Here is a 26,046-nt window from a genome sequence, read left to right on the forward strand (position 1 = left end):
GGCCGAACATGGAAGCCACGTCGGGCTGAGTGTCGGGTACGGAGCGGAAGATGACGCGCGCGCGCCAGTGGTCGTTGAGCTTCTGATGGACTTCGACGACGGCCAGCAGAGCGAGGTCGATGTCTTCCCCGCCAACCTGGACATGGATGTACGCAGCACCGGGCAAGGGCAGCCTCCTTGCGAGCAAATAGAACAATGTTGTGAGGCATGGATACTGAAGCCCAGCCTTCCCGCGTAGTTTCTTAGCCTACTGCCTGCATGCTAACTTCGTCCAGTAACGGTGCTTGGTGGAAGGGCCAATTTTGTTTACAGATATGTAAATATCGCCTGGATTTTTTTCGCGTTTATTGGACGGTGGTGGATTGCGGTAGGAGCAGGGTGAACTGGCACTTCTCCATGGCTTCTGTGCAGGCGAGGATGCCGCGGCGGATGAGCTTTGCCTGTGAGCCTTTAGGGAAAAGAGTGTTGAAGTCCGCTTTGCTCAGTGCATCGGTTGCGCTGCGCAGGGCGTCGTCTCCGCGGATGAACTGGACGTCTTCGACTTTGCCGGGGGAGAACTCAACGAAGAACTCGGCTGAGGCGTATTTCTTCGTGAGTTTGGGAATGTAGATGGAGCGCTCTTCGCCGAGCTGGCGTCCGGGGTCGGAGTAGGATGCGTGGATGCCTTTTGCGGAAAGGGCGGCGGCGCGCTGCTCCATGTCCTGGCGGCCTTCGGGGTCGGGCGATATGCGGCTGGAGGCCTTGGCGAGGGCGTAGATGTTGGCTGCTTCCTGCTTCTTGTTTTCCTTCTCGTAGATCTGGCCGAGATGGTCGCCGACCTCGCGATGCTGGCCTTCAAACCAGGAGGCATGGACGTAGCTTTCCGCCAGAGGGAGGTCGCCCTTGCGGAAATAGATCCAGCCCATGGTGTCCCAGGTGGCGGCGAGCAATTGCAGCTGGCCGAGATCGCTGTTGCGGAGGTTGGTGAGAGACAGTTGCGCAGACTGCGCTTCCAGTTTCTCGGTCGCCTTTTTGCAGCTGGATTCGGCGAGATCGAGGTCGAGTCCGTGATCGGCCAGTTCATAGGCTGCGTCGTTGAGGATTTCGGGCTCCGTGGCGCCGTCGAGCGATGCGCGCAGCGTGGCTTCACCTTCAGCGCTCTGGCCGGCGAAGAGCTGGGCGCGGCCGGCCTGAATGGCGAGGTTCTTGTTGCCCGGTGAGGACTTCTCGGCGACAGTGAGCAGGGTTGATGCTTCCTGATATTTTTTCTGCTGCAGGAGGAGAGAACCGAGCTGTATTTCCGTGGGCACGTCGTTGGGGAGGATTTTGAGCAGCGAATGCAGGGTGGACTCGGCATTGTCGAACTGCTTGTAGGTGAGCTGCGCGCTCACAAGAACGCGATATCCATATGGATTGCCGGGATGCAACGAGACTTCTTTCTTCAGGTTGGCGATGGCGTCGTCCATATTATTGTTCTGCATCTGTATGGCGCCGTAGGCGGCCCATAACCCAAGCTGACGGGGATTCAGTTTTTCCGCTTCGTCGAGGGCCGATCTGGCGCCGTCAAAATTGCGGCTCTGCATGTCAACATAGGCTTCACGGACGAGCCGCTCTGCGTCGGGATTGCTGACTTCCACTTCGGCGGCGACTGTAGCTCCTGGAGCGGTCAACTGAATGTACTGGTTCTGGCTGTCCTGCACATTTTTGACGAACTTCTGGTACTCCTCCCACTTTGCTATAGGCACCTTGCCGGAGAGGACTTCGATACGGCGATCAGCGATGAGCTTGTTGCCGTCCAGATGGTAATCGCTCTGGTAGGTTGCGAAGCTGGTGGAGTATTGCGCGGACTTGGGGAGCACCGCTGTGTAGTTTGAGGGCAGCTCGATGATGGAGTGGCTGGTTTCGATGTGCGGTGCGCCGAGGAGGACGGCGTCGGAGGGCTTGTCGTCGTCTTCTGCGCTGGGGAAGGTGACGGGCATGAGGGCGGGAAGAATGCGGCGATTGGCCCAGTCGGAGTATTCCTTGCGGATGTAGTCGTAGGAATAGTGGAAGGGCTCGGCGGTCTTCTCGGGAACAGATACGTCGAGACCAGAGACGGCGCCGGCAAAGCCGAGGTTTTGCGAGATGCTCTGCACAAGATCATTCCACTGGGCGCGCGCGGTCTGGTGGAAGGCTTCTCGATAGATGATCTCGTTGTCGCCACGCGTGCTTAAGGTGATGTGCCCGGTGAAGGTGCCTTCGTTGTCGAGCTTACCTGTAGCGTCAAATGAGTCGCGCGCGGCGAAGGGAGGATTCGCGGGTGTGCGCATGAGCTCTGCCTTGCCTGAGGAGGCGATGACGAGCGCCTGCTTGTCGCGCAGCCCATAGAGCAGCATGCCGTACGGACCGATTTCTGGGGTGGAGTCGAGCCAAAGCAGGGTGTCATTTCCTTTCCGCGGAACGACGGTGATGACGTGGTTGAACTGCGCTGGCGAGGGCAGATCGGGATTGGGCTTGGCGAAGTTACTGATGAGCGCGGGCCACGCGTCGTATCCGGCGGCTTTGAGCAGAGCGGCGAGAAGTGTGTGCTTGTCCTTGCAGTCGCCGTACTGGTTGTCCATGACGGTTTCGGCAGCGTGTGGCTGGTAGCGGCCGATACCGAAGGCAATGCCGATGTAGCGCACCTGGGTGGAGACGTAATCGTAGATGGCTTCGATCTTCTGGTCGTCGGTGGTTTTGTCCTTGATGAGCTCGGCGGCTTTGGCCTTGACTTCAGATGAGGGTTCGCTGCGTTCTTTTGCGAGCGCGCCGAACCAGTCGCCCAGCTCCTGCCAGCTTTTGAAAGTCGTCCAGGCGATAGTTGGTTGCGTGTCGGGCTCGGAGGGCTGCGGAGTTTTCTTCGCTGGAGTCGGTTCAGGATGTGATGTGGTCCAGCGGTAGATTTTCTTTCCGTTTTCTTCGGTGGTCTTTGGGGCAGATTTCGGGCTGACGACCTGGAGGTATTTGTCCTTGGGGCTGCGTAATTCGACTGATTGTTCGAGGACAACGGCATTGGTGGCGAAATTTTCCGTTCCCCAGAACTGGCCCGGAGCCAGCGGCTTTTCCATGTGGGAGCGCACCTGGTATTCGAGCGTGTCTCCAACGCTCAGCGATTTGACAGGAACCTGTTTCTCTTTGAGGTCGCTGTAAAAGGGAGCGATGCGGGAGACGGCGGAGGGCATGTCCTGCGCGTCTTCGGGCGGCGTCTGGATGACTGTGCCGTCTTTTTTACGGACGCGGACATAGACGATCTCGGGGCGCTCATTTTGTGCAGCGTAGGGAAACGTGAGGACGCCAAGTTGACGCACGGCGGCATCGGATTGAATCCGGGCGGCGAAAGTCAGCGTTTTTTCACAGGTTCCGTCGGCGTTGTAGTCGTAGACGGAGTCGATCTTGTCAAAAATGACGCTTTCGCGCGAGTAGTCGTAGTCTTTGGCCTGGCTGATGCCAGAGGGAAGCAACGTGCAGGAACCAAGGAGCAGAAGGGAAAAACGAACCAATAAAAGACGTGCCATAAATTTTGTTGTTTGTAGTTAAAGAAATACATCAGACGCGGTCGTATGGGCGAGCAAATTCGGCAGTGAGGAATTGAAGTGTTGGATTTTCCCGTTCTTGATCGAGGTCCTGTACCAGCTTCGGGTTAGTTTTGAAAGACCAGGTGCGCGCTGCGCGCGAGACTGAAAGACCCACGTTAGCTTCGCCCATGGCTCAGCGAACCCGGGGCACCCGGCTTTGTGCGGCGAATTTGTATGCAATCTTTCCCGCGGCTATGATGGCTGGGGAACTTTTCGAAGCGATTCGTACCTATTCAAAGGAGAAAACAGGAAATGCGAGTTGGGCTGCTTACTGGGGGCGGGGATTGTCCCGGGCTGAATGCTGTGATTCATGCGGTGGTGAAGAAGGGAATTTTCCACTATGGCGATGAGTTTGTGGGCTTTCTCGAAGGCTGGCGCGGCGTGCTGGACAACACCACGGTATCGCTGACGATTGAGTCGGTGGATGGCATTCTGGACAAGGGCGGCACGATTCTTCGCACCTCACGCACCAATGTCCGCAAGATCGAAGGCGGAGTAGAGAAGTGCATGGCCACGCTCAAGGCCAACAAGATTGACGCGCTGATTGCGATCGGCGGCGACGATACGCAATCAGTGACCAACGCGCTGGTGAAGGCGGGTGTTCCTGGTGTGGGCGTTCCCAAGACGATCGACAACGATCTGTATGGAACGGATGTCTGCTTCGGGTTTGACACGGCGGTTTCGATTGCGACCGAGGCGATTGACCGTCTGCATACAACGGCCGAGGCGCATAACCGCGTGATCGTCTGCGAGGTGATGGGGCGCGACGCGGGCTGGATTGCTCTGACGGCAGGTGTGGCCGGGGGCGCGCATGTGGTGCTGGTTCCGGAAAAGCCGATTGATATTGACCATGTCACCAAGCTGCTGAAATACAACCACGACCATGGCAAGAAATACGGCATTGTGGTGGTGGCAGAGGGAGCGAAGCTTCCGAGTGGCGGACAGTCGATCCAGGGGACGAAGGTGGACTCCTTCGGCCATGCGCGGCTGAGCGGAGTCGGGCAGGCGTTGGCGGAACTGATCGAGGAGAAGACAGGCTATGAGACGCGCTCAGTCAACCTGGGACATACGCAGCGTGGCGGTACGCCGACGGCATATGACCGGATGCTTTCGACCCGGTACGGGCTGGCGGCGATTGACCTGGTGCATGCAGGAAATTTCGGACGGCTGGTGGTTCTGCGTGGGACGGAGATCAAGGACATTCCGCTCGAAGAGGCAATCTCGAAGAACCGGACAGTGGATGATAACTTCCTCGAGATTCTTACCGGGCTGGAGCCTAAGATTTAGGTCCCAGGTCCCAGGGCTCAGATCTCAGAAAGTAGAAAAGCTGGAGATTCATCTCCAGCTTTTTCTTTTATTTATGGCTATATTATGAATGTGTTTCATTAAGCGGATCGCCTAATGGAACCAAGTTTGATACTCCCGGATGAAAATGCGGTAAAAGACCGGGTAGAAACCAGAAATAAACCAATAATTTGCGGAAAGCTCTTGAATTAACCCTCGAAAACACGGTATAAGCACAGGGCCGGGTTTTCTCTGGCTCCGGCATTTAACTGAATTCAATGAGGGGCGGATTATATGAAGACGGCGGCGGCGCGCAGCGAGATTCGGGAAGTCATGGACATTCGGCAGGCGGCGGATTACTTGGGCATCAGTCCCGACACCTTATATAAGTACGCCTCGGAGAGCTTTATTCCGGCTTTCAAGCTGGGGAACCGCTGGCGGTTCAAGAAGTCGCGGCTCGATGACTGGATGGACCAGCAGTCGGGCGGCGTTCCGAAGATTGAGGTGAAGTCAGTCCGTCCGCGGCAGAAGAAGCCCGTCCGGGTAGCCCGCTAGGGACTGCGCGTCCAGCGACACGCGCTCTTCGCGCGCCATTCTTGCCTGCGTCTTTTTTCTTTCTTTTACGATGCGGTGGTGATTGGTTAAGTGTGCGCTCGGCGTTGCCATCGTTATTTCTTACTCGTCGCCGATGTTGATGGCAGTGGCCAGACGCTTCGGAGCTACCAGCTGGTAGCTATGGGTGACCAGCTCTTCGACTTCCTTCCAGTCGGTTTTGCTGGTATCGAGACGAAGGCCGACCCACCCTCTTGGGCCTACATAGGCGGGCATGTAGAACTTTTTCGGATTAGAAGCGATGAGGGCGGTGTTGTCTCCCGGCAACACTTTGCAGACGATGCCCACGATGCCATCTCCGTGGTGATTGTCTAGATAGTAGGCGAAGGTCTTCTTGCGGACATTGAAGGCTGCGTGATGGCCGGTGATCTCTCGTGTAGCTTCGGGCAGGCGGAGGCAGATGGCAGTCACTTTCTTAAAGACATCGTCCCTGTGAGGAGCAGGTTTCATCCTCATCCAGCATAGTGAACTACCCCATTCAAGCCAAAGATGGTTTGAATAGGAGGACTAGTCGTCCAGGCAGATGCGCATTTCGGCACAATTCCTATCGTTTTCCTTTCTGATTCTTTTTGGCGTCAGCAAGCTTTAGCCTGTGAAACTGCCAGCTCAAGTTAAATAAATGGTTTGTAAAAATGTACGCGCTGAAGAGCGCAGTTCCTTACAACTGTTTCAGATAAGCTTTGGCTTGTTCGAGGTGAGGGAAGAGGTTTTCTTCGGCTTGGAATTCGCGGGAGTGGATGCAGCGGCGACCTCCGCGTACCTTGACCGGATGCTTGAGGTGGAGCATCTCGTGGTACATCAGGTATTCGATGGCGTAGCGCGGCGTGTTTCTGCGGTCGAAGACGCGGCTGATCATGATGGTGTTGTGCGCGGCGTCATAATGGCCGAGCAGGCGGCGCGCTTTGTGCTCGCTCCAGGTGAGCTGCGGGCGGCCCATGAGTCCGTGAAAGAAACGTTGGTTGAGCGATTCGAAGACTTCGTCGAGGTCGTAGTGCTCGCCCTTCGCGGTGGAGATACGCTTGCGTCCGCGCATCTGGCGGATAAGCTCAGTCTGCCGCATGACGGCGTCGCTTGAGGCGAAGCGCCGGTAGCGAGCAGTGTGTGTCGCGCTGAGTGGCTTGCGGTAGAGCTTGGCCAGCAGGATGTGGGCAATGGCGCGCAGGACCGGTTCAGGCGCTCCTTCAAGCAGATCGGAGAGATGGATTTTAAGCTCGCCCTCCCGCAGGCGAATCGTCGTGTTCAGGCTGGTGAAGTGGTAGAAGCGGATGTAAATCGGGGGAATGGGAGCCCGCGGGCGGAGAGCGCGGTACTCCTCTTGAAACAACTGCACGAGTTCGGGATGCACTGAGGTGAGCGTAGCACAAACCTGCGGTTGTGGTATTCACTGGTTCTACGATCAGTTAGTCGTGTGATCGGCTGCATTGACTGGCCCATAAGCGTTGGTGTGCAAGAGACTGATTACAGTGGATTGAGCGGATAAGTGCATATGCATTCTGAAGTTGAATCGAAACGAGAGCGGCGCAATTCTGACCGTGTTGCGGAAGCACTTACGAGCGGCGCAGCGCGGCGTAAACGGGAAAACCTGCGAAGACAATATCGACCCGAGCGAACACGAATTCTATTTATAGGAGAAGCTCCTCCGGCATCGGGACGATTCTTCTACCAGGAAGACTCAGGGTTGTATCGCGCTATTCGAGATACATTCTTTGCAGCATTTCCTTCATTACCGAGAGACAGATTCCTGGAGTCATTTCGCGCTTTGGGCTGCTATCTGGTCGACCTGTGCGGCGAGCCAGTGGATCACATGCCTCACAACCTGCGGACAAGCATTTGTTGTGCCGGCGAGGCTCGTCTGGCGCGAACGATTCGCATTCTCCGACCGCTCGCGATCGTTACTGTCGTGCGGTCGATTCGCACCAGTGTGAAGCGGGCTCAAATGATGGCCGGATGGTCTGGTATGGATCTGGAGGTCCCATATCCGGGACGATGGAAGCACCACCGCGTGGAGTTTCAGCGTCAACTGGTGCCCGTGTTATTGAAGATGCTGTCTCAGCCCTCGCATGAGGTCTGTGACCAAGGTGGGAAATTGATATGAAGCTCATTTCTGTAAATTGCGGCTTGCCCCGGGAAGTCGTCTGGCATGGAAGAAGTGTCACCACATCGATCTATAAAGAGCCGGTTGCGGGCCGAGTCCCTTTACGGACACTCAATCTGGATGGAGACCGGCAGGCGGACCTGAGCGTGCACGGTGGCAGGGACAAGGCAGTTTATTGCTACCCGGTTGAGCACTATGACTACTGGAAAACGGAGCTGGCAGGCCATGCGCTGTTGATGGGCGCGTTTGGAGAGAACTTCACGATTACTGGCCTGGCCGAAGACTCAGTACATATCGGTGATCGATTCTCGGTTGGTTCGGCGGAAGTGGCTGTCACGCAGCCTCGGCTTCCGTGCTACAAGCTTGGCATCAAGTTCGGGTCGGACGATATGGTTAAGCGGTTTCTCAATAGCAGGCGATCCGGTTTCTATCTGGCAGTCATTCGCGAGGGTGAGGTTGGAGTCGGGGATGAACTTATCCCGCTGAGCCATGATCCGGAATCTGTTCCTGTGTCGATGATTTTTCATTTGTATGCGACGAAGACGTACGGGCAGGAGGAAGTTCGGCAGGTGAAGCGGGCGCTTAAGGTAGAAGCATTACCCGAGAGCTGGAAGGGATATTTCGAGGAAAAGCTATATCGTTCGGGCGAATGACTGACCGATGCCAATCGAATTCAATCGTTAAGTCGCAGTTTGTGCTGAGCCTTATTGCGGGGACTGTGGGGCTTGCGGACCTGTACCGTTTTTGCCGGCCTGGTCCTTGTGTTCGGCGAAATACTTTTCCTGGTCTGTCTGGAGCTCTTTAATCTGATCGACTGCAGTTTTTGAGGCCTCGATGGCGGTCGTGCGGGCGAAGTCGTAGCCGGGATTGGCTTCGGGCAGATGCAGGGCCGGTCCCCATTTGTCGCTTGATGGGCCGAGGAGCTTGAGGACTTTGCGGATGTCGGCGTGGTCCTTGTCATAGGCGTCGAGGTTGTCCTGCAACTCATCGACGAGAGTAGTGAATTCCTCGAGCCTGGCGCGCAACTGGGCGGTGCGGTTTGCGACCTTCTTATCGGTAGAGAGCTTGGTGATGGCGTCGATGCGCTGGTCGATAAATTTCTGGTAGAGCTTGAGGCGGTCGTTCGGGCGGTCTGCGAACTCGCGCACCTGCTCGACTTCGTCGTCGTTGAGCGGGTCTTTGTGCGACTGCGCCCATGCATGGGTTGCGAAAGAGGGAAGAAAGATGAGTGATAGAAGCAGCCATTGCCGGAGCATGAGACACACTCCTTATATGCCACTCAGTTTAGATGCATGAGCAGAGATTTGCATCCAGGCAGGTAGAATAAGGTGCGATGCTACGCCTCTTAGTACGTAGACTGCCGTGGCTTGCCGTGCTGCTCTGTTCGCTTGCAGTGCAGGCGCAGGCGGTGAAAGACCTTCCGGTAGGGACCAATTACGTCAGCGATTATGCCAGTGTGCTTTCTCCTGAGACCCGGCAGGAGCTGAATGCCTTGTGTGCGCAGGTGGATCACCAGGCGCATGCGCAGATCGCAGTAGTGACGGTGAAGTCGCTTGAGGGTGAAGCAGTCCAGGACTACGCCGTCCAGTTATGGGATAAGTGGAAAATCGGGCAGAAGGACAGGGGTGTGCTGGTCCTGGTCGCGGTGCAGGACCGGAAGCGCTGGATCAGCACCGGATATGGTCTTGAGGGCATTCTGCCGGACTCGCGCGTGGGGGAGATCGGGCGGCAGATGGTTCCTTACCTGCGCGCCGGTGATTATGACGACGCCATGACGCTGGCTGTGAACCAGATTGCTCGGGTGATTGCTGCGGATGCCGGCGTGCAGCTCGGTGGGCTCCGGCAGCGGCGCGTTGCTCCGCAGCAGCAGGCTGTCCGGCTGAGCATCGGACAGCTGATTGTGTTCGGGGTCGTCATTTTTCTGGTCATCATTTTTCTGGCGCGCGCCGGCGGATCGGGCCTGCTGGGTTTTCTGCTGGGGATGTTCCTGGGCGGCGGCGGACGTGGACGCTGGGGAGGCGGCGGCGGTTTTGGCGGAGGTGGTGGTGGAGACGGCGGCGGCTTTGGCGGCTGGGGAGGCGGCAGTACCGGCGGCGGTGGCGCTGGCGGCGACTGGTAGTGTCGTGTAGTCTCTGGATGGAAGCAACGGTTTTGACGTAAGGAGAAATTGCCCGTGATGAGACGTGGGTTGTGGATTGGGATTGCGTTTGTAGTTGTGATTTTTCTGGCCGTGCTGCTGGTGTTCGGCAGCTATGTGAGCGCCAAGAACCAGATGGTCGCCAAGCAGGAAGCGATCCACGCGCAGTGGTCTCAGGTAGATGTGGTGCTGCAGCGGCGCGCCGATCTGATTCCTAACCTGGTGGCCACGGTGAAAGGTTACGCGACCCACGAAGAGAAGGTGTTTTCCGATATCGCCAACGCACGCTCAGCGTTGTTGAGCGCGCACAGTGCGAATGATACGAAGGGAGCGATCGCTGCCAATGGCCAGCTTGATTCCGCGTTGGGACGACTGCTGGCGTTGTCGGAGAACTATCCTAACCTGAAGGCAGACCAGAACTTTCTTGCGCTGCAGGACCAGCTTGAGGGCACGGAGAACCGCATCGCTGTCGAGCGCAGGCGCTACAACCAGACGGTGCAGGACTACAACACCTTCATCCGGCAGTTTCCGAACAGCATCTGGGCGGGCATGGCAGGCTTCCAGCCGGACAACGATTACTTCCAGGCAAGCGAATCGTCGAAGCAGGCGCCTGCTGTGAAGTTCTAAGGCGGAAGACTGTATTGCTGAATGCTGATTTTCGCGAGAGAGATCGTCGACCTCTCTCGCGAAATTGGAAGAAGCGCACTTTCATTTAGGATGAAAGAGAGAGTCTTCCCGCCCGGATGGCGAAATCGGCAGACGCAGCGGACTTAAAATCCGCAGGCCGCAAGGCCGTGGGGGTTCAAGTCCCCCTCCGGGCACCATGATTTTAAAAGACTTATCCATTTAATTTAGATCTTCCACGGTTACAATTATTTTGCCTGGTGCATGTTTTGGTGCATGTTGGTTTTCTCGGTGCTTGTTCCGGCGATCCGGTCCACGACCGACTGAGTATGCTGGGGTGAAAGGTGGGAATAGCGGGCTGCCTGGGACATGGTTTTGTGACCGGCAGCTTCCATGATTTCCCGCATGGATGCTCCTGCCATCGCCAACCATGAACAGAATGTGTGACGCAGACCGTGCCAGGTTATGCGGAGAATCTCGGCCTCTTCGACGGCTGGCTCAAACCATGACCTGTTGTCAAACTGTTCCTGTTTCCGGTTCGGGTAGATTTTGGTGGAGGGGCAGCGCATTGCTGGGAAGGCTTGCTTGCAAGATGTGCCGCAGCATACAGATTTGCCGAACTTCGACCATGCAGGCTACTACACAGCCAGGGACATGGGTTATCGTTCGGACGAGACCCCACCAGATTATTGTGGGCGGGTTAGGTCTGCTCGTTCTCAAGCTGGTGTTTTAGCTATCTGATTCAGTCTCGATGTTTCACTCAACGTTTAGCTAGGGAGGATAAAATTCTATGAGCGAGATCATCACCGCCAAAATACATGTTTGATGATCTTCCTGCCTATCTCAGGGTACAGCGCATCAGCAGCATCAAGACGCCGCTGATGCGCTGTCGGTTCAGGCTTCAAAATAACGCATATTATTGAGATCCTCGATCAGTCCGGGACCAGTCGGATGCCATCCGAGTTGTTGCTGTGTTATCGCGCTTGAAGCTGCCAGGTCAAGACCGGCAAAAATCCCGAAAAAGCCAAAGTGAGCACCTGCCTCTTCTGAAGGGATGGAGATTACGGGTACGTTCAGGCCCCGCCCGACGGCTTCTGCGATGTCTTTCGATCGCACGCCTTCCTCTCCAACTGCGTGATACCGGGCGCCTGCCTCGTGCTTTTCCAAAGCGAGTCTGTACAGCTGCGCAACGTCGAGCACATGAGCCGCCGGCCAGCGGTTGAGTCCCTCCCCAACATACGCGGAGACGCCTTTCTCACGGGCTATTGCGATTAAGGGGGTGACGAGGCCTTGCTTCACTGTGTCGTGGACTTGAGGGAGGCGCATTACTCCCGCCTTTACGCCTTTCGCAATCTGCGACATGCCTGTCTGTTCGGAGACCCGGGGCAATGGGGACTGAGCCGGAGGATTATCGTGTTCAGCTGTGAGGCGGCCCGGCGCCCAGGGACCAATCCCGGAGCTGACAATCAAGGAACGGTCAGAGCCGGCAAGCGCATCTCCGAGCGCCTCAATGGCACGCATGTCGATCTCACAGTTTTCTTGGAATTTCGAGAAGTCATGGATAAACGCACAATGAATGACAGCATCCGACACGGTAGCTCCGCTGCGCAGACTTTCAAGGTCTTCAAGACTTCCTTGGTGTACTTCAGCGCCGGCGGCGAGAAGAGACTTGGCTCCCTCATCTGACCGCGTCAGTCCGAGCACCTGATGTCCAGCATTGATGAGTTCCGGGACAATGGCAGAACCGATGAAACCGGTAGCGCCAGTGAGAAAAACACGCATAGGATTTCCTTTATTTCGTGAACTTGGGCGCCCTCGGCCCTGTGTTTGTCAGATGAAGCAGAAGGGCGATACGATCGATGCTGTAAGTCCGTAATAACGACTGAATCGTCCGGACGGGTAATGGATCCACTCTCTGAAGTATTGTCACTACTAAAACTGCACAGCTATATGGCTGGTGGTTTCGACCGGGCTGGAGAGTGGGCAGTCCAATTCAGCCGATACGAGGGCATCAAATGCTACGCCCTCGTCTCCGGCCACTGCTGGCTGGTCATCGATGACATTTCCGACCCAGTGCGTCTGGAGGCAGGCGACTGTGTTTTGCTGCCTCGCGGGCTGCCTTTCCGCCTTGCCAGTGATCTCAATATTCCCGCTATTGACGCCTGCATGTTGCATGCAACTCCGGTGAATGGCGGCATCAGGACGTGGAATGGAGGCGGGGAATATTTCATTGTCGGCGGGTACTTTGCGTTTACGGGCAGCCATGCCCGCATGCTGTTAGATGAATTACCGCCCATTGTGCATATCCAGTCGGAATCGGATAAGGCAGAACTGCGTTGGTGTCTGGAGCGGATGAGACAGGAACTGCGTGAGCAACAGCCCGGAGGCTCATTGGTCGCACAGCAGCTGGCAACCACGATGCTGGTCCAGGCTCTGCGGCTGCATCTTGCGGAGGGGTTGAGCAGTAGGGCTGGGTGGCTCTTTGCACTGTCGGATAGGCAGATGAGAGCGGCGATTACCGCGATGCACGAAGATCCTGGCCATCGCTGGACACTGCAGGAACTGGCCGAGCGCTCGGGCATGTCGCGATCCATCTTCGCCCTGAAGTTCAAGTCGGCCGTTGGGACTTCTCCTATGGAATATTTGACGCGCTGGCGGATGCTGTTGGCAGGTCACAGACTGACGAGTTCCGGCGAGTCCATCTCTGTCATCGCTCTCTCGCTCGGTTATGAATCGGAAAGCGCTTTCAGGACTGCCTTCAGGAAAATCATGAACTGTTCTCCCAAGCAATACAGGGGCGGCCAAAGCTTGGTTTCCTCTTCGTATAGTGAAGACGAAACCATCGACGATGCTCAACCTGAAGCGCTTGCTAATTAATGTTCAAGATTTCCGGCTACCGTGCGAAATGATGAATATGTGGTGAATTCTCTTCGTTAAGCCACTTAGAATCTGTTCTCTGAAAAATTACTGAACTGTTCAGAACGTGGCTTTCTCCTGCTCACCCGATCACAATGACACTGTGCTTCTTTTTCGCCACAGAGCGGTTTCTGTTTTCGAGGCGCACAAATCAGTGCACGATCATTTCTGCACAACCCCGGCTTCGGTTCATTTGGCAGTGAGAGGTTGTTTCCCCATGCAGCAGTATTTTAGGAGAGATCCATGCATCAATATTTAGTTGCATTTCCATACAGTAGTGAGGCCCTGATGCGCATCAGCCTTCTGGCGGCTTTCTTCCTGATCCAGTCGCCTGGCATGGCGCAATCGGTTTTTAGCCAATCGGCACTCTGATTGAACGGCAAGACCCGTCATCTTAGGTTTCCAGGCCGATGAAATATTGACTGCACTGTAACAATTTTCATGGAGTGTAAGGATGGACGTCGATCTTTCGCTGGATCGGAATGTTCCGTCGGAAGAATCCGCCTACGCAGCGGAAAGCGATCTTTGGAGGAAAGCTTTTCAATACGCGTACTCTATCGTGCGGAACCGGGCGGACGCCGAGGATCTGACCCAGGAAGCATTTGTAGTGTTATTCAGAGAGCAGCGGGCGGGCCGGTCGGTGGAACGGATCCACTCCTGGATGCGCACCGTGACCAGGCATCTGGCATATAGGTGTTATCACAAAAGCCGCCCCGACCTCCATCTTTCCCTTGATGCGACGGACTATGCCGAAAACTGTGTCCACTTGGAATTGGTGGATCCCGCGCCTTCGCCAGAAAAACGGGTCATCGATGATGGCTTATTGCGCCTCAGTGCGGAGGTCATGTGCGAGTTTTCTGAGCGTGACCGCGAGTGCATCCTGATGTACTTCCGCGGATATGACTTTCTCCAGATCGGTACAGTCGTTGGCGTCTCCCGCTGGACAGCGCGTCGCGCTACACTGAAGGCGCTCAAAGAATTTCAAGTCCGGGTGACTCGATCGCGCAAGTGACTAAAGCCCGACACCTTACCGACGAAGCGCTGTTGGAAGCTGCAGGGAAACGTCTGTCCGCAGAGGCTCAACTTGAAGTTGCACAGCACTTGAAAGAGTGCGAGTACTGCCGGAAGCACTACGACAACCTGCGGTTTGCGCATTCCGTTTTTGAACGTCTGGCTGAAGTGGGATTACCGGAAGTCTTGGGAGAGCCTGTTCTCTCGCCCTCTCCTGTTGCGCGCCCGGCGTCCGTATCGCCCGTATCGGGAGGATTCGTTTTCCCCTGGGGCCCAGTAGCTGCAATTGTATTTGGCTGTGTGTGTGTGCTGGCTGTGCTGTTTTATCCTTCGGCAGTTCCACAGGCAAATGCAACCGAACTGCTGGCAACTGCGATGCAACGCCAGGATCAACAGGGTGCAGATGAAATTGCATTTCAGTTAGAGGCGGGCGGGAAGACCTGCGCCGGAGGAAAGCATAGCGAGGAAGTAGTTTCCTTCGAAAGCTCGCTTCACTGCAATCGAGCCTTGCAGGACGTAAAACTAACACAGTGGGGCCACGGGAATCCGCTCTCTGTCAGAACATATGCTGCCTGGCGTGGTGGTCTACATCGCCACAAGGATCGTGTAACCAAAGAACAAGCGTCCTGGGATATTTATACGACTACGGAAGAAGGTTCAGTGCATGCTGCGAGTCTCGAGATGCGCGCCTCCGATTACCACCCGACAAAGCTGACGCTTGACTTTGAGGACAGTGAGGAAGTGAGTATCGCGGAAGCCTTGCAGCCATTACCGCCGGCGCCATCCGCTGATATTGCAACTGCTAAGCCACTGCCTGAGCCAAGGCCCGTTCATATTGATGATCCCGCGGATCTGCTGGAAGTACAGTCATGGATATTGCTGCACCAGTTGAACGCTGACTCCGGATGGGATGCCGCTGTGGTCAGAAATGGTTCGCACGTGCAGGTCGAAGCCGTCGTAGACAGCGACAATAGAAAACAACAATTTTTAAAGGCATTCGCGTCGAATCGCGAAATAGAACTGGGAATACATTCGCCGACAGATCCAGTCAACCAGGAAGATATCTGGCCTGAGAGAATTCGACCCGATGGCGATGGACCAGCTCTTGCCGTGGAATGGTTAGAACAGCAATTTCCGGATAAAAATATCAGGGAGACATACCGCAACAAGACTTTGCGTCTCTCGCGCCAGATCCTTGGACACGCGTTTTTCGTTTCCAGGCTCCAGGAAAGACAAAAAGCGCTGCGTCATTGTTCGTGTGCAAAAGATCTATCCACGCTTCTAGCGAAGGAAGAGTTGAATGTGCTTAGTATGCAGGCAGAACTCTCTTCCAGCATCGAGCCTTTGATTGGTTCGCCCAATCATTCTCCTTCTAAGCTCCTTACTCCTGCTCAGGCACAGCAACTGGATACAGCTTTAGCAGAGCTTCTATTCCGCGCAGCGGCCCCGGGCCAGGCTGTTCTGGATGCCCGCCTCCAGCAGATTCGAGATTTACTCTGATGTCTTATCCCGGCTACGCAGCATGCTGCCTTCTCGTTTTCGGTTCCTGTAACTTATTGCCTGATCCATGCGATTTGGAATCCGAGCATGGGTAATGTTCTGCTTATGAATACTTGATAAAAATCCCCCCGCGCACGGTCTGACCCTGCTCTCGTAAAAAAAAACTCCACTCTACACGGATATACGGAACTATCAAGGCGCTCATGGTTTCAGCTCTAACCGCTGGAAGAACCCTGACTTATCTATGTCTATGCATATAGCGCCAAGCCAAAAACTGATGGAGTTCAGAGGAGGTAAGGATGACACACAGGATTCTGGGACTTGAATGCGGACGGCAAGTTTCCGTGTCTTTGCGCAGAACGATGTTGGTTATAGGGATAGTGATTTTGGCAGGCATATTTATCATTTCTGCGAATGCGCAAAACCGGAACGCTGCCGAGATCAGGGGAGCGGTACACGATACGAGCGGCGGCGTAGTTCCGGATGTTTCTGTCACCGCAAGAAACATCGCGACCGGCCAGCTGGTCCAGGGCAAGACAAACGCATCGGGTATTTATGATTTCCCCTACGTTCCGCCGGGATCGTATGAGATCAAATTTGTAAAGGAGGGATACGAGCAGGTAACGAAGGCAAATCTTGTTCTCTCCGTTGATGTCGTTACGGTGGACGCTGAGTTGCGCGTTGGTAGTACCGCGGATCAGGTCACTGTGGACGCCTCAAGTGCCTCTCTCCTGCAGACCGAAACTTCCGAGCTGGGCACGACCCTCTCGCGGGAGATGCTTGGAACACTGCCGAACCTTAGCGATAAGTGGTCCAATCTCACGTCGATCACGCCGGGCATTCAGGCTGTGCGCATCAATGGAAACGGCACCTCTGGCGAGGCTGGCGGCCCTGGGAACAGCGGCGCTTACGTCGGCTGGAATGGAAGCGAGGCGAACGAGATCAACGTTCTGACCAACGGCGCCGAGGCTTCCACTCTCTGGGCGCACGATGCTCAGTGGCAGAATCAGCAGCTTGACGCCATCTCCGAGGTGAGCATTGTTACCGGAGATTTCGGCGCCGAGAGCGGCAACGGCACCGCCATCATCAATATCAACATCAAGAGCGGAACGAACCAGTTCCACGGGTCGGCATGGGAAATTGCGCAGAATACCATCTTCAACACGAAACCATGGGGCGTGAATACGACACAGCCCATTACACACTGGAACAAGTTTGGTTATTCAATCGGTGGTCCGGCCCTCAAGAACCGGCTGTTCTTCTTCCAGTCGCAGCAGTGGAACCCCTATAGCAACCTGTCGAGCGGATTCTATACCGTACCGGAGGATGCGGTTCGCGGAATCAATACGCCGAATGGCGATGCGGTCTTCGATCCCGCCGTCTATGGCACCATCTACGACCCGGCTACAGAGCAGACGGTAAACGGAGTAACGACGCGGCAGCCGTTTCCGAACAATACGATTCCGCATAGCCGCATCGATCCGGTCTCCGCCGCTGTAATGAGCTATTATCCGCAGGCCAATAAGGCATACGACGGGACGAACTATTTGTGGGTTGGGCCTCCAAGTGTGGAGAATGACAAGAACTGGATTTACCGCGTCGATTTCGACATAACGAAAACAAACCGCATTTCGACAACAGGCTCGATTGAGAGTCTGCCTTACTGGGATCAGTCGCCGGGAATTGTTCCTAACGGGGCAAATCCCGCTCACTACTGGGGAAGCGGAGGCGGGCCGTACGGATTTCAAACGTACCAGGCCACGGATGCATGGTCGCCGACCTCAACCATGCTGAATGAATTGCGGGTTTCTCATTTCAAGGTCGACAGAGACTATTACTGCCAGAACACCAACATCGTAGAGCAGCTTGGGCTGAAGAATGTGCCCTTTGATATTTTTCCGAAAATCTCTATCACGGGCGGTTCCCGTATTCCGTATAACTTAAACGGTTGCGGACCTGGTGGGAACACAGACTACAACGATGTCGTCTCGGACAGCTTTTCCTGGCAGAAGGACAAGCACTCGCTCAAGTTTGGCGGAGAGTGGAACTGGGGCAAGAGCGCGTACCTGCTGGCGCCGGTTTCCGGCAACTGGAGCTTCAATGGCAATTCGACTCTCAATCCGAATCTCAATACGGCCACCGGAGTTGCCAATCCCGCAGGCGGTTCGGGGTGGGCTGACTTCCTGCTTGGCGCGGTGGATGGCTGGAATAACACTGTTGCAGCGCCTGGACTTGAACTCACGGATTGGACACTTCACTTTTATGCGCAAGACTCATACAAGCTGCGGCCGAATCTGACGCTGAACCTGGGTCTGCGGGCGGTTTATCAGACCGGTCTGAATGAGGTGAAGGGCCGCTATTCGAATTTCCAGCCTGACCTCATGAATCCTGCAACCAACACTCCCGGAGCGATGGGCTATGGTTCCTTGACCCTTGGCCATGCGATGGAAGACAGCCGTTGGTTCTTCCAGCCTCGCCTGGGTTTCTCCTGGAGCCCAAAGCCGGACTGGGTAATTCGCGGAGGCTTCGGCCTGTATACGATTCCGTGGTCCGCGATCTCCTATGCTAACGGCGTGGGCACCGGGTATCAGTCGTTTGGTTCGTTGAGTCAGCCGGCGAATAACTTCGAGCCCGTGATGCGGTTCCAGGACCCTTCACCCGACCTCTATACGCCAACCGCTGCCGATCTGACACCGCAGTTGTTAAATGGTCAGAGTGTGACCTATCTTCCGAAAAATATTCCGACGCAGTTTGACGATCAATATTCGTTTGGCGTTCAGCATGTTATCGCCGGGTATCTGTTCGATGTTTCATATGTTGGCACGCTGCTGAACAACAAGATGTGGCAAACCGACCATACGCAAAACCCGGTAGGCCAGCTCGGATCTGCCAATCACCCGTACGTCCAGTATCCCCATGTAACGTACATGACCAGGGATGGGTGGGGTAACTACAACGCCCTCCAGATACAGTCCAAGAAGAACTTCTCGTATGGATTGACATACCAGGCAAATTACACGTATTCCAAGATGCTGGATACCGGCAGCACCGCAGGCCTGCAGAGCGCGAACGGAGAGGACTACTATCAGAATGCATATAATCCGGACGGCAACTACGGCCGATCGATGAACGATATGCGGCATATGTTCAACGGCGGCGCAACCTACCAGTTGCCGTTCGGACATGGCCGGATGTTCCTCAATCACAACATCCTGCTCGACGAGATATTCGGTGGCTGGCAGCTTGCTATGACCTGGCAGTGGCATAGCGGCGCTCCGCTCACTCCGACGGTTGGCGGACTGCCGTTTGCTAACAGCGGACTCTACTCAGGCCAGAGCTGGTACGCCAACCGGATCGGCAGCGGTAAGCTGCGTCATCCTACAACCTCCCAGTTCTTCAATATCAACGATTTCACAGTGCCGGCCAACAATACCCTCGGCAACACGGGGCGTAACGTTGTAAGTGGTCCGCGTTACAGCGATGTCGACATGGGGCTCAGCAAGGCGTTTCATCTGCCGTTCCTGGGCGATAGCGGGAGCTTCGAGCTCAAGTGTGATGCGAGCAACCTGCCGAACCATCACGTGTGGAATCCGCCGAGCAGCGCGATTTATGCAACGCCTGCCTTGAATGAAGCGAACCATGCCGGTGCGATTACCTCCCGCGGCGGCGGCCGTACCCTGCAACTGGAGGGACACCTCCGCTTCTAAGGCATTTCAGCAACATGAAATCGGAAAAAGGGCGGCAATCCCGCCCCTTCCGGTTACCTACGATATTTCAAAGAAAAAGAATTTGAGCCAGATGATAGAAGGCATGACCCTTAGAAAAACAATCTTTGTATGGATCAGCAGCATCGGCATCGTGCTGCCTATGGCTGCCCGGCAAGCTGCTCCTCCCGTTGCTGCACAACCATCTTCAGGCGTTGAAAACGCCAGGCTCGCCGACGTTACCACTCTGGATGGGAAGATCTATCACCTGCAGGGAGTTGAACTCGACCGGGACCACATCTGGATTACCTCAATCGATACACCCGGCCGCAAGGCATATCTGCATCAGTTCAATCGAGCGACCGGTAAGTTTGAACGCGAAGTGGATCTTACGGACGGACCTCGCATTCATCCCGGCGGCTTTTCGATCTATAAAGACTCCATCTGGATTCCTGTTGCCGACAACAAACCTCACAGCACTGCCGTCTTGGTGGAACTGGATAAGAACACACTGACAGTAAAACGAAAAATTCCGGTGCCTGACCATCTCGGCTGCCTGGCCGTAACCGGAGAAAACCTTGTTGCCGGGAACTGGGACAGCGAACAGCTTTATATATTCGACATGCAGGGCAGACAGCTTCGCGTGATAGATAACCCGTTGAAGACCAGATATCAGGACATGAAATTTGCCGATGGCTACCTTGTCGGGTCGGGACTTACTACACCTGTCGGCTCGATCGATTGGTATGCCTGGCCGTCCATGAAACCTGTGCGTCGCATTCAGGCAGGAAGGACAGACGAAGGCGATCCATTTACGGATGAAGGAATGGCGCTGCATGGGACTGATCTCTATCTCTTACCGGAAGGCCGGAACCGGCGACTATACCATTTCGTTCTGAACCATTAGCTAAGATCAGAGGAATTTTACGATGCGCATGAAGCATCTTTCTGAGAATTTTCTGTTTAAAAGATCGTGCAGGCCGCTTCAATCTGTCTGTTGTTGAAAAAAATTCGTCTTGCAGGAATCGTGATTGCATCAGTCTGTTGAACAGAGGAAAAACAATGCGCTATCTTGTCTATGCTTTTGCAGTTCTTTACACGTCTTTCCTTCCGGCCAATGGATATGCGCAAACGCCTGTCGGCAATGCACCAAAGAATGTTACGCTGCCGAACGGACGCAAGATCAATCCGGTTGGGGACTGGATTACCCTCTCACCCTTTCCCTTTGCGCTTGCCGTGCGCCCCGATGGCAAGCAGATTGTCGCGCCTTCTATTGGCTGGCCTTATGCGTTGAATATTATTGACAACCCGGCGGACGCTGCGCCCAGCGTGCATCGCATTCCTCCAAGATCAAACATCGAGGAGGGCACGATTGACCAGAAGGATCTGCATAAGCGCATCTCGTCGAAAAGCGATCCGAACGTGCAGGTACATATGGGCATTGCGTATTCGCGCGATGGCAAGCTGCTCTACGATCCGACTGGCGACTCAGGCGCAGTAGATATTTACACCAGCGATGAATGGCATCACGTTGGCCGCATCCCGCTTGATGGCATTTTTGACGGTACGAATTACAAGGAGAGCTTCTGCGCCGTCGTGCTGCTTTCGCAGGACGGAAATACGCTCTACGCGCTTGATCAGGGAAACTGGCGCGTCGTGGTGATCGATGCAGCTTCGCAGAAAATCGTGGCGAGTGAGCCGACAGGCGTCAATCCGCTGGCAATGGCGCTTTCGCCCGATGGAGGGCGGCTTTATGTCACTAACACAGGGCTCTTCGAATACAAGCTGATCTCTGGCGTTGATTTTGACGACAAGCGGAACACCGCTCTGAAGTTTGCGCCGTTTGGCTATCCATCGAAGGAGGCAAGCAAAGGTGGAAAGGTTGATGGCCATGATGTACCCGGTCTTGGTGATAACAATGACCCGCGCGGCAGCTCGTTGTGGACCTACGATGTCGCGCAGGCGCAGTCCGCGCATGTCGTCGCTAAGCTGCGGCTCGGCGCGCGCATCTCTGCAGGACGTAATACGGTAGTCGGTGGTGCATCTCCTTCGGGTGTCGTAGCAAACGCGCAGCATGTCTATGTCTCGCTTACGCACCAGGACTCGGTTGCCGTTATCTCTGCTGATGGCGCGCAGCTTGAGCGTGAGATTCCGCTTACTCCGTTTACTGGCGCAGCATACAAGGACAGGCAGGGACGTCCGCTGCGTGGCGTAATGCCGTTTGGGCTCGCCCTCTCCGATGCTCGCCTCTATGTGGCAGAGTCCGGCATCAACTCTATAGCGGTAATTAATACAGAGAGCGATCGCGTTCTGACGCATGTGCCGGTGGGACAGTATCCGGCAGCGCTTGCCATCGCGCCAGACAAGAGCCGCCTCTATGTCGTAAACAACAAGGGGCAGGGAACAGGGCCAAATAACTACAACCACCACGTTGGCGAGCTGGAGTTGGGTAGCCTGACGACGCTGTCGCTGCCAATTACCGAAGCAGAGAATGCGTCCATGACTGCCGCTACGGTAGAAAACAATGAGGCAGCGCTCACTGCAGCAACGTCACTGCCTCCACTGCATCATATCTTCCTCATCATTCGCGAGAATCGCTCTTTCGATGAAATCTTCGGCGACCTGAAAAATGCAAACGGTGACCCGAGTCTGGCTCGCTACAGTATGCACGGCTGGGTTGTGCGCGGCTGGGACGGTGAGTATGTCAAGGGCGAAGAAGTGCTGATGCGCGATGTTCCCATCACCCCCAACGCGCACGCGCTCGCGGATCGTTTTACGGCAAGCGACAACTTCTACGTCAACAGCGAGGTCTCTGTTGATGGACATCGATGGTCCGTTGAAGCGCCGCCTGCGCCGTGGCTGAACCTGGTCTGGAGCACGGCCTACTCAGGCCGTCGCAAGGAAAACGCATTGAGCCCGGCAGCCGGACGCCGCGCCTTTGGCGGCGGTCTGGATGCACCGATGCCAGAAGACGAGCCCGAGTTCGGCTCCATGTGGGAGCATATTGCCGGAGCGAAATTGCCCATCGTTGATTACGGAGAGGGTCTCGAGGTTGAGGGCACGGACGAAAGTCCGGGCTTTGAACCTGAAGGAGCGCGTCTGGCTCTGAATGCGCCGCTGCCGGAGCCGGTCTTTCTCTCTGCAGATCGCAAGTTTCCCGGTTTTAATATGGGCATTCCAGACCAGGTGCGTTATGACGAGTTTCTGCGCGACTTTACTCGGCGCAGCAAAAGCGGCTATAAAGCGGCACTCACTGTCATTCGTCTGCCGAACGACCACACCGACCGGCCTCGCCCTGCGGATGGCTATCCCTATCGCGTCTCTTTCGTTGCCGATAACGACCTGGCGCTGGGGCGCATCGTCGAAACGATCTCTCACAGCAGTATCTGGAAGGATTCTGCGATTTTTGTCTACGAGGATGATTCGCAAACTGCAGCGGATCATGTGGATCTGCATCGCAGTCCATTGCTGGTCATCAGCCCATATGTGAAACAAGGTTACGTTTCGCATCTGCATACGAGCATGACGAGCATACACAAGACAATCTACGAACTGCTGCATGTAGGCCCGCTGCAGTTGGAGGATGCGCTCTCGTCGGACCTGAGTGAGATGTTCACCACTATGCCGGATCTGGCGCCATACACAGCTGTACCGGAAGACAAGCGAATCTTCAATCCTGAACATTCGCGCACTGCGAAACCGAAGAATGCCGCCGAGCGTGCGCGCATGCTCGACTGCGACGACTCCGAAGAACTGGCCAGGGAGAGCCACCTGACTGCGCATCCGCGCGCAGGGAGCAAGTAGGGATCAGACATCCGAGAAATGCGTGATGCAGGTCTGTACAGATTTTAAAAAAGGGGATGACTTGATGCTTTTCAGGCGCACGCTTTTGCTGCCGGTGGCGATGTCTGTATTTGCGGGAAGTTTCGCCGTTGTCATGGCTCAGTCAGATTCTTCCGCAACTGCTGCAAAGCCAAACACTGCCGATACGGAAGTTTTAGGAGAAGCAAAAACGAGGCTTCCGAGGAAGCTTACAGAAGGCGCTGATCTTCCCAACGGGTGGCGCATCACTCCTGCTGGAAAAGTACTTCACACGATCGGTTTTCTGCCTGGTTACCGGAATGGTGGCAATGAGGGCTATGAGATCGACAAGATGGGCGACCTGGTATTGAATCTCATCGTTTCGCCTGACGGACAGCGTGTTATAGCAACGCACGGCGGCTGGTTTCCGAACGGCATTGATGTCTACGACACAAAGACGCAAAAGCAGACGCAGCATCTTCCATTACCTGCATCGTGGCTGGGTCTCGCGTGGTCAGCAGACGGCCGCGCATTCTACGTCTCGGGTGGCAACGCATCCGGCGATGCGCTGCAGAGTAGATGGCGCGGAGAGCCGTCTTCCATTTATGAGTTTTCTTATGAAAACGGTAAGTTCAGTGATAAGCCGGTAGCCAAGCTGTACGATACCGTCGACTCACATAAAGTCTGGTGGGGAGGCGTGGCCTTTCTTCCTGGCGGGAATTTGCTCTATGTGGCTAATCGCAGCACCGATTCGGAGCCAAGCTATGTAGCGGTCTTTGACTCCAAAACGCGGCAGATCGTCACACGCATCCCTGTTGAAGTCAATCCCTATGAAACGCTTCTTTCCCGCGACAATAAATACTTATTCGTTTCCAACTGGTCGAGCCAATCGGTCAGTGTCATCGATACGGCCAGCAATAAAGTCATCCGCACACTGCATGTCGGCCTGAATCCGAACGATATGAAGCTCTCTTCGGATGGCCGTCTTTTCGTTGCCTGCTCGAACGACAACTCAATCTTCGTAATCGATACCCGCAAACTGCAAGTAGTCGAGCGCATCATCACGTCACTGACGCCGCTGGCTCCTGAAGGTTCGACGCCGAACGCACTGGCCATCGACGATACCCGCAAGCTTCTCTACATCGCCAACGCCGACAACAACTCGGTTGCTGTGGCCAATATCTCTAATCGCGATCACAGCAACGTGATTGGCTTCATTCCCACGGGATGGTATCCTTCTGCTCTGGCCCTCGCTAACAGCGGCACCGAGCTTTTTATCGGCACATCGAAGGGCGAACAGTCATACTCTGACCGCAACGGTCCTTATAGCCCCTTTGCGAAAAAGAATTTCTATAACGGAGACTGGAATGTCCATGCGCAGCCGGGAAGCCTTGAAGTAGTCTCCGTTGCGGACTTGAAGGCAAAGCTGCCTCACTGGACTCACCAGGTCATCGAGAATACTCCATACAACGATTCGTTGCTGTCAGAAGCGCATAGGCCACTTGAGCCGAGCATCATTCCACAGCAGGTAGGCGCAGGTAGCCCCATCAAGCACGTCATCTATGTCATTAAGGAGAACCGCACCTACGACCAGATCTTTGGCGATTTGCCAAAAGCAAACGGCGACCCTGCTCTTGCCATCTTCGGGGAAAAGGTTACACCCAACCAGCATGCGCTGGCCAAAGAGTACGTAACGCTGGATAACCTCTACTGTGACGGAGAAGTCTCCGTTGACGGCCACTCGTGGATGGATGCAGCATACGCCACGGACTTCAATGAGAAGCAATGGCCTGCCCTCTATGGCGGGTGGAGCACATGGAACGTTACCTATCCCGAAGCGAATCTACCTGCGAGCGGCTATCTGTGGGACGTGGCCCGGCGCAAAGGACTCACCTATCGCTCCTACGGCGAAGATGCGGAACGCGCCAGCACGGCTACCACGGGCAGAATGGCGCCGAATGCGCGTGGACTGGCAGGGCACATGGCGCTTGAGTTTGGACGCGGCCTGAATGTGCGTGATACTACCCGCGTTGCAGACTTCCTGCGTGAGTTCAAGGAATATGAGGCCAACTACGATAGCCCAGACCCGGAAAAGCGTCTGCCGAACTTCATCGTCATGGCCCTGCCGGAGGATCACACGGAAGTGGCCAAGCCCGGCGCATATACGCCGACAGCCTTTATCGCGAACGCCGATTATGCTGAAGGCCAACTGGTGGAAGCTATCACCCACAGCCGCTACTGGCCGGAAACGGCTATCTTCATCATGGAAGACGACGGACAGGATGGTTCCGATCATGTGGATGCTCGTCGTACAGTGGGCCTGGTCATCAGCCCCTATGTAAAACGGGGCATCGTGGACAGCACGCTGTATTCGACAAGCTCGATGGTGCGGTCCATCGAACTGTTGCTAGGCTTGCCTCCGATGAGCCAGTACGACGCTGCGGCCATGCCGGTGTATGCATCGTTTGGCATGACCCCCGTGATGACGCCCTACACAGCGATTCCACCTCAAGTAGACGTGAACGCGCGAAACCCGGAGAAAGGCTATGGAGCAAAAGAGAGCTCCAGGATGGACTTTTCGGACGTAGACCGCATCCCTATGCGGCTGGCCAATGAGATTATCTGGAAGTCGGTTAAAGGAGCCGACTCACCCATGCCGCCTCCGGTCCATCGCTTCCGCCCCTTGATCGACGCCACCGATTCGGACCATGATGACGACAGAAGCGATTCAATCCATTGAAACGCGAGGTCATTATCATCTGGCGGTGATTGCCGAAAAGGATTCAGAAC

General features: G+C 55.4%; 20 protein-coding genes and 1 tRNA gene. 14 read left to right on the top strand and 7 right to left on the bottom strand.

Annotation, left to right across the window (positions count from 1 at the left end):
• Positions 1 to 344: 344 nt before the first annotated feature.
• Positions 345 to 3,512, bottom strand: a complete 3,168-nt coding sequence (locus tag AC5S16_RS00005; RefSeq protein ID WP_493927947.1) for a DUF3857 domain-containing protein — start codon at positions 3,510 to 3,512, stop codon at positions 345 to 347.
• A 312-nt stretch (positions 3,513 to 3,824) separates the two neighbouring features.
• Here AC5S16_RS00005 and AC5S16_RS00010 point away from each other — a divergent pair, with 312 nt between their 5' ends.
• Both AC5S16_RS00010 and AC5S16_RS00015 read left to right on the top strand, forming a co-directional pair.
• The gene (locus AC5S16_RS00010; RefSeq protein WP_493927948.1) at positions 3,825 to 4,859 is read left to right on the top strand and encodes a 6-phosphofructokinase; all 1,035 of its coding nucleotides are present in this window, start codon (positions 3,825 to 3,827) and stop codon (positions 4,857 to 4,859) included.
• A gap of 291 nt (positions 4,860 to 5,150) precedes the next feature.
• Positions 5,151 to 5,411, top strand: a complete 261-nt coding sequence (locus AC5S16_RS00015) for a helix-turn-helix domain-containing protein (RefSeq protein ID WP_493927949.1) — start codon at positions 5,151 to 5,153, stop codon at positions 5,409 to 5,411.
• Positions 5,412 to 5,531: 120 nt separating this feature from the next.
• Here AC5S16_RS00015 and AC5S16_RS00020 read toward each other — a convergent pair whose 3' ends face one another.
• From AC5S16_RS00020 to AC5S16_RS00030, 3 genes are all read right to left on the bottom strand, one after another.
• Positions 5,532 to 5,918: an MmcQ/YjbR family DNA-binding protein gene (locus AC5S16_RS00020; protein WP_493927950.1), complete on the bottom strand. Its 387-nt coding sequence runs from the start codon at positions 5,916 to 5,918 to the stop codon at positions 5,532 to 5,534.
• 208 nt (positions 5,919 to 6,126) lie between these two features.
• Positions 6,127 to 6,813, bottom strand: coding sequence for a M48 family metalloprotease (locus AC5S16_RS00025; protein ID WP_493927951.1), 687 nt, complete (start codon positions 6,811 to 6,813; stop codon positions 6,127 to 6,129).
• A 402-nt stretch (positions 6,814 to 7,215) separates the two neighbouring features.
• A complete protein-coding gene (locus AC5S16_RS00030; RefSeq protein WP_493927952.1) occupies positions 7,216 to 7,488 on the bottom strand; it encodes a hypothetical protein in 273 nt (90 codons plus the stop codon).
• 71 nt (positions 7,489 to 7,559) lie between these two features.
• Between AC5S16_RS00030 and AC5S16_RS00035 the strand changes: the two genes are divergently transcribed.
• Positions 7,560 to 8,216 carry an MOSC domain-containing protein gene (locus AC5S16_RS00035; RefSeq protein ID WP_493927953.1) on the top strand — a complete coding sequence of 219 codons (657 nt, stop codon included), beginning with the start codon at positions 7,560 to 7,562 and terminating at the stop codon, positions 8,214 to 8,216.
• 51 nt (positions 8,217 to 8,267) lie between these two features.
• Here AC5S16_RS00035 and AC5S16_RS00040 read toward each other — a convergent pair whose 3' ends face one another.
• The gene (locus tag AC5S16_RS00040; protein WP_493927954.1) at positions 8,268 to 8,819 is read right to left on the bottom strand and encodes a hypothetical protein; all 552 of its coding nucleotides are present in this window, start codon (positions 8,817 to 8,819) and stop codon (positions 8,268 to 8,270) included.
• A gap of 77 nt (positions 8,820 to 8,896) precedes the next feature.
• Between AC5S16_RS00040 and AC5S16_RS00045 the strand changes: the two genes are divergently transcribed.
• From AC5S16_RS00045 to AC5S16_RS00055, 3 genes are all read left to right on the top strand, one after another.
• Positions 8,897 to 9,682 carry a TPM domain-containing protein gene (locus tag AC5S16_RS00045; protein WP_493927955.1) on the top strand — a complete coding sequence of 262 codons (786 nt, stop codon included), beginning with the start codon at positions 8,897 to 8,899 and terminating at the stop codon, positions 9,680 to 9,682.
• 57 nt (positions 9,683 to 9,739) lie between these two features.
• Entirely contained in the window at positions 9,740 to 10,327 is a 588-nt protein-coding gene (locus AC5S16_RS00050; RefSeq protein WP_493928630.1) for a LemA family protein, read from the top strand.
• A gap of 110 nt (positions 10,328 to 10,437) precedes the next feature.
• Positions 10,438 to 10,524: transfer RNA gene (locus AC5S16_RS00055), tRNA-Leu, on the top strand.
• 48 nt (positions 10,525 to 10,572) lie between these two features.
• Here the strand turns inward: AC5S16_RS00055 and AC5S16_RS00060 are convergent.
• On the bottom strand, positions 10,573 to 10,893 hold the full coding sequence (locus tag AC5S16_RS00060) for a tyrosine-type recombinase/integrase (protein WP_493927956.1): 321 nt from the start codon (positions 10,891 to 10,893) through the stop codon (positions 10,573 to 10,575).
• A 325-nt stretch (positions 10,894 to 11,218) separates the two neighbouring features.
• Positions 11,219 to 12,106, bottom strand: a complete 888-nt coding sequence (locus tag AC5S16_RS00065) for an SDR family oxidoreductase (RefSeq protein WP_493927957.1) — start codon at positions 12,104 to 12,106, stop codon at positions 11,219 to 11,221.
• Positions 12,107 to 12,226: 120 nt separating this feature from the next.
• Here AC5S16_RS00065 and AC5S16_RS00070 point away from each other — a divergent pair, with 120 nt between their 5' ends.
• From AC5S16_RS00070 to AC5S16_RS00105, 8 genes are all read left to right on the top strand, one after another.
• On the top strand, positions 12,227 to 13,201 hold the full coding sequence (locus tag AC5S16_RS00070) for an AraC family transcriptional regulator (protein ID WP_493927958.1): 975 nt from the start codon (positions 12,227 to 12,229) through the stop codon (positions 13,199 to 13,201).
• Between the two features lie 282 nt (positions 13,202 to 13,483).
• Positions 13,484 to 13,612: a hypothetical protein gene (locus tag AC5S16_RS00075; RefSeq protein ID WP_493927959.1), complete on the top strand. Its 129-nt coding sequence runs from the start codon at positions 13,484 to 13,486 to the stop codon at positions 13,610 to 13,612.
• 82 nt (positions 13,613 to 13,694) lie between these two features.
• Positions 13,695 to 14,252 carry an RNA polymerase sigma factor gene (locus AC5S16_RS00080; RefSeq protein ID WP_493927960.1) on the top strand — a complete coding sequence of 186 codons (558 nt, stop codon included), beginning with the start codon at positions 13,695 to 13,697 and terminating at the stop codon, positions 14,250 to 14,252.
• Complete coding sequence (locus tag AC5S16_RS00085) at positions 14,249 to 15,751, top strand: hypothetical protein (RefSeq protein ID WP_493927961.1); 1,503 nt, start codon at positions 14,249 to 14,251, stop codon at positions 15,749 to 15,751. Before AC5S16_RS00080 ends, AC5S16_RS00085 begins: the two co-directional genes overlap by 4 nt.
• 386 nt (positions 15,752 to 16,137) lie before the next feature.
• Complete coding sequence (locus AC5S16_RS00090) at positions 16,138 to 19,458, top strand: TonB-dependent receptor (protein ID WP_493927962.1); 3,321 nt, start codon at positions 16,138 to 16,140, stop codon at positions 19,456 to 19,458.
• Positions 19,459 to 19,561: 103 nt separating this feature from the next.
• Positions 19,562 to 20,362 carry a DUF6454 family protein gene (locus AC5S16_RS00095; RefSeq protein WP_493927963.1) on the top strand — a complete coding sequence of 267 codons (801 nt, stop codon included), beginning with the start codon at positions 19,562 to 19,564 and terminating at the stop codon, positions 20,360 to 20,362.
• Between the two features lie 155 nt (positions 20,363 to 20,517).
• On the top strand, positions 20,518 to 23,259 hold the full coding sequence (locus tag AC5S16_RS00100; protein ID WP_493927964.1) for a bifunctional YncE family protein/alkaline phosphatase family protein: 2,742 nt from the start codon (positions 20,518 to 20,520) through the stop codon (positions 23,257 to 23,259).
• Positions 23,260 to 23,323: 64 nt separating this feature from the next.
• Entirely contained in the window at positions 23,324 to 25,996 is a 2,673-nt protein-coding gene (locus AC5S16_RS00105; RefSeq protein ID WP_493927965.1) for an alkaline phosphatase family protein, read from the top strand.
• Positions 25,997 to 26,046: the final 50 nt, after the last annotated feature.

The sequence above is a fragment of the Acidobacterium sp. FHG110202_01 genome, from assembly GCF_059115305.1.